Origin of the sequence: Saccharopolyspora rectivirgula DSM 43747 (assembly GCF_000497205.1) — a bacterium.
Lineage (GTDB): Bacteria > Actinomycetota > Actinomycetes > Mycobacteriales > Pseudonocardiaceae > Saccharopolyspora > Saccharopolyspora rectivirgula.
In genome coordinates this window covers 1-4568 of sequence record NZ_AYJW01000112.1, presented here as the reverse complement: position 1 = coordinate 4568, position 4568 = coordinate 1, and the positions used below count along the sequence as shown (strand labels likewise).

5 protein-coding genes are annotated in these 4568 nt (G+C 71.1%); all 5 read right to left on the bottom strand.

Going from position 1 to position 4568, the window contains the following annotated elements:
- Positions 1-959, bottom strand: a 959-nt coding sequence (locus SREC43747_RS0118850; RefSeq protein WP_081722692.1) for a DUF5926 family protein, incomplete at its 3' end; no start/stop codon positions are given.
- A gap of 24 nt (positions 960-983) precedes the next feature.
- Positions 984-1790, bottom strand: a complete 807-nt coding sequence (locus SREC43747_RS0118845) for a glycerophosphodiester phosphodiesterase family protein (protein ID WP_029722940.1) — start codon at positions 1788-1790, stop codon at positions 984-986.
- Between the two features lie 61 nt (positions 1791-1851).
- The gene (locus SREC43747_RS0118840; RefSeq protein ID WP_236623275.1) at positions 1852-2619 is read right to left on the bottom strand and encodes a DUF4328 domain-containing protein; all 768 of its coding nucleotides are present in this window, start codon (positions 2617-2619) and stop codon (positions 1852-1854) included.
- Between the two features lie 140 nt (positions 2620-2759).
- Entirely contained in the window at positions 2760-3119 is a 360-nt protein-coding gene (locus tag SREC43747_RS0118835) for a rhodanese-like domain-containing protein (protein WP_029722938.1), read from the bottom strand.
- A gap of 110 nt (positions 3120-3229) precedes the next feature.
- On the bottom strand, positions 3230-4568 hold a 1339-nt coding region (locus tag SREC43747_RS22410; RefSeq protein ID WP_029722937.1), incomplete at its 5' end, for a monocarboxylic acid transporter.

Genomic DNA, 4568 nt, shown 5'->3' with positions numbered 1-4568 from the left:
GGAGACCACCCGAGGGCCGATCGGGGCGGAGAAGGTGGGTCTGGCGGCAGCCGGGAGGACGTCTCAGCAGAATCGAGCGGTTCGTCGTCCAGCGAGGACAGCGCTTCCTCCAACCGGCGCCCCAGCGCCGCGGCCGGTTCCTCCCACTCCCGCGGGTGCTTCTCCCGGTCCAGGTCCCACACCGGGACCAGCAGGCCGTGCGCCCGGAACGACCCCGCGTACCGGCTGTCCTCGTCCAGCGCCAGCTCCCCTCGAACGGACAGCCGGGCCAGCGCCGCCAGCAGCTGCTCCTCCGGCTCCGGACGCACCCAGCGCAAGTGCGCCTTCTCCCCCGCGTCCACCCAGTACGCGGAGCGCACCCCGGTCAACCGCTGGGTGGGCATGATGGCGGAGTTGGCCCGCTCCAGGGAAAGCGCCACCTCGCTGCTCGGGTCCACGCCCTCCGGAAGCCACCACGAGAAGTCCTCGTGCAGCTCGACCTCCAGGTCGGCCTCCGGGTCCAGCAGGTCCTGCAGCCGGGTCGGCATCACCCCCGGCTGGGCGGTCTCCGGCCCCACCACGGAAAGCGACGAGCCCGCCTCGGCGTTCTGCACCCACTCCACCGCGCGGGCGATGTCCCGGCTGATGTCCCCGGAGTGGGTCTGCACCTGGAGCCCCACGAACGCCCGGTCGTCGGTGCGGCGCAACGCCGCGGCCGCCAACGGCAGCACGGTGGCCACCGTGACCTCACCGCCCTCGCGCAGCGGCAGCCGGGCGGTCGCCGAAGGGACGAACTCCCGCAACGCCACCAGCTCGCACTCGGCGGCGAGGCCTTCGAACGGGCGGACCACGATGACGTCGGCGGCTCCACCGGCCGCGCCGTGGCAGTTCTTGTAGCGCTTGCCGGAACCGCAGGGGCACGGTTGCCTGGGTTTAACCGCTGCACCCGAAGCCGGCTGGACAGTAGTTGGCTCGGCCACTGCAAGTCTCCTCACTCACGGTCACTACGCAGTGACGCTATCCGAACCACTCCCGGATGAGCCAATCAGGTGGGAGCGAGTCGCAGCGGGTTTGTTCGTGGCGACGTAGCGCACCCCGGCGCGTTCGCACAACCGGACGTCCGCCGGCTCGTCAACGGTCCAGCAGTAGGTCTCGTGCCCGTTCTCCGCCGCCCGACGGGCGAGCTCGGGATCGCGGCGCAGCAGCTCCACGGACGGCCCGGCGCAATCCGCCCACGGCGGCAAGATCCCGTTGCGCAGTCGACGACCGCACCGGTCGAACAACAGCACCGTCGGGAGCTTCGGCGCGGCCTTCCGGACCCGGCGCAAGGCGCCTCCGGAGAACGACATCATCACCACCGGGGAGGTCTCCTTCTCCTCCGGCGTCGACCACCCGTGCCGGGCGAGCATCGCGATCAACTTCTGCTCCACCAGCCCGCCGTACCGCACCGGGTGCTTGGTCTCCACGAACAACCGGACCGGGCGGGAGTGGTCCTTGACCAGGCCGAGGAGCTTCTCCAACGTCAGCACGCCGCGCTCGGCCTCGTTCCCGGACGCCGGATGCCAGCCGCTGAAGTCCAGCCCGGACATCGCGTCGACGGTGAGGGAGCTGACCACGCCGCTCCCGCTGGAGGTGCGGTCGATGCGCCGGTCGTGCACGCAGACCAGGTGGCCGTCCCGGCTGACCCGGATGTCGCACTCCAGTGCGTCAGCCCCTTGGCTGAGAGCCAATTCGTAGGCACCGAGGGTGTGCTCGGCGCGATGTGCCGAAGCCCCGCGGTGTGCGACGACGTCGGGGGTCGTAGAGCGCACCACCCCATTATGGGGAAAAACCGGCAGTGGCTCCGCCGATCTGTGACCCGTCTGACTCGATTCAGCGCGCCGCGTCCTGCGGGCGGGCCCGACGCCGCACCGGTGGCGCACCCCGCACCGCCAGCACCCGGTACCGGCGCAACCCGGCCGGATCAGCGGGGAGCAGCAGGCGGGTCAGGTGGTCGACCACCCGCGCGGTGAGCACGGCCAGCACCGCCGCCGAGCCGTCGTTCCAGGCGTGCAGCACCACCCCGTCGGCCATCGCTTGCACGCCACCCCGGAACCCCCAGGCGATGGCGATCCAGCTCAGCAGCACGGTCACCACCCAGCAGGCCCACCACACCCGCACCAGCACCGACGGGAACGGCCGCGTCCCGCGGTCCCGGTCCCCGCGCCCGATCAGCACGGTGTGCTCCAGCTCGGCCAGCGCCGAACCCGGCACCACCAGGTTCAGCCCGGGCACCAGCACCCCGGCGACCACCTGCGCGTCCGAACGGGCGTTGCGGACCCCGATCCACCGGGCGGCCAGCTCGCGGGCGCGCAGCGCCCACAGCACGGTGAGCACCCCGCTGAGCGCCCCCAACAGCCAGGTGCCCAGCCCGGACAGGTTCACCAGCAGATCGGAGAGCACCAGCACCGGTCGGGACAGCGCCTGGGTGCGGCTGATCAGCAGCAAGCCGTACCGCAGCAGCTCGGCGCCGGCGGCCAGACCGGCCACCGCAGCGGTGCACCGCAGCGCGATCACCGCGTTGCGCGCGCTGCTGCGCACCCGTTCTTGGGAGTTCTCCGGCGGCCGCAGCGGAACGGCCAGCGGCCAACGCCAGCCCACCAGGGGAAAGCCCCAGCGAGGAACGGCCGGGTACTTGGGCGGGCCCGAGTACGGGCGACGTCGCGGACGGGGTCGGACCGGCCGCGCCCCGCCGGGCGGGGTGGCGACCCACTCGGTCCTGGAGGGGCCCGGCCGGCGGGTCACAGCACGTAGGGCTTGCCGTCGGGGTCTTCCGACACCAGCGGACGGCCCTCGGCCGCCCACCCGTTCATGCCGCGCTCCACGTTCACCGCGTCCCAACCGTTGGCGTTCAGGTAGGCGGTGACCTTCGCCGAACGACCACCGGAGCGGCAGATCACGTACAGGTCATCGACCTCGGGGATCTCGTCGAGGCGCTGCGGCAGCTCGCTCATCGGGATGTGCACCGCCCCGGGGGCGTGCCCGGCCTGCCACTCGTCGTTCTCCCGGACGTCCAGCAGCGCGCTGTTCTCCGGCAGCTGCTCCGGCAGCTCGGCCAGGGGAATGCTGGGGACTTGGCTTTCCGGCACTGGGGTAGTCATGTTCCCGATGCTGCCACGCCAGGTGTGCAACGCGCGTTAGCCCCAGCAGACGAAGAGCGGGAGGAGCGCCCGCCTCGAGCACTCCTCCCGCTCCGGACGGTCGCCGCGGGTCAGTGCGCGGTCGCCTTCTCGGCGCCGGCTCCGGTCAGCGAGCGCACCTCCATCTCGGCGTACTTCTCCGCGTTGTGCGGTTCCTTGCTCAGCACCGTGCCCAGGTAGCCGAGCAGGAAGGACACCGGGATCGACACGATGCCCGGGTTCTTCAGCGGGAAGAACGCGAAGTCGAGGGACGGGAACATCGCTTCCTCGTTGCCGGACACCGCCGGGGAGAACACGATCAGCCCGACCGTGACGATCAGACCGCCGTAGATGCTCCACAGCGCACCGGTGGTGTTGAACCGCTTCCAGAACAGCGAGTACAGCAGGGTCGGCAGGTTCGCCGAGGCGGCGACCGCGAACGCCAGCGCGACCAGGAAGGCCACGTTCTGGCCGTTGGCGGCGATACCGCCGAGGATCGACACCACGCCGATCACCACCGCGGTGATCCGGGCGACGCGCACCTCCTGCTGGCGGTCGTCCGGGTTCCCCTTCTTCAGCACGTTGATGTAGATGTCGTGCGCGAAGGAGGCCGACGCGGTGATGGTCAGGCCGGCGACCACCGCGAGGATGGTGGCGAAGGCGACCGCGGAGATGAAGCCGAGCAGCAGCGGACCGCCCAGTTCCATCGCCAGCAGCGGCGCAGCCGAGTTGACCCCGCCCGGGGCCTCCTTGATCGCGTCCGGCCCCACCATGGCGCCGGCGCCGTAACCGAGCACCAGGGTGAACAGGTAGAACAGGCCGATCAACCAGATCGCCCACACCACCGAGCGGCGCGCCTCCTGGGCGGTGGGCACGGTGTAGAAGCGCATCAGCACGTGCGGCAGGCCGGCGGTGCCCAGCACCAGCGCCAGGCCCAACGACAGGAAGTCGAGCTTGCTGGTCTCCGTCGCGCCGTACTGGGCACCCGGGTTGAGCAGGTGCTCCCCGCCGATCTCCGCCGCGTGCCCGAGCAGGCCGGAGAGGTTGAAGCCGTACGCGCCGAGCACCCACACCGTCATCACGAAGGCACCGGCGATCAGCAGGGCGGCCTTGATGATCTGCACCCACGTGGTGCCCTTCATGCCGCCGACCAGCACGTACAGGATCATCAGCGCGCCGACCACGGCGATGACCAGCGACTGCCCGGAGGAGCTGTGGATCCCCAGCAGCAGCGCGATCAGACCGCCCGCGCCGGCCATCTGGGCCAGCAGGTAGAAGAAGCTGACCGCCAGCGTGGACAGCGAGGCCGCGGTCCGCACCGGACGCTCCCGCATCCGGAAGCTCAGCACGTCGGCCATGGTGTAGCGGCCGGTGTTGCGCAGCAGCTCGGCGACCAGCAGCAAGGCCACCAGAGATCGGAAGAGCACACGT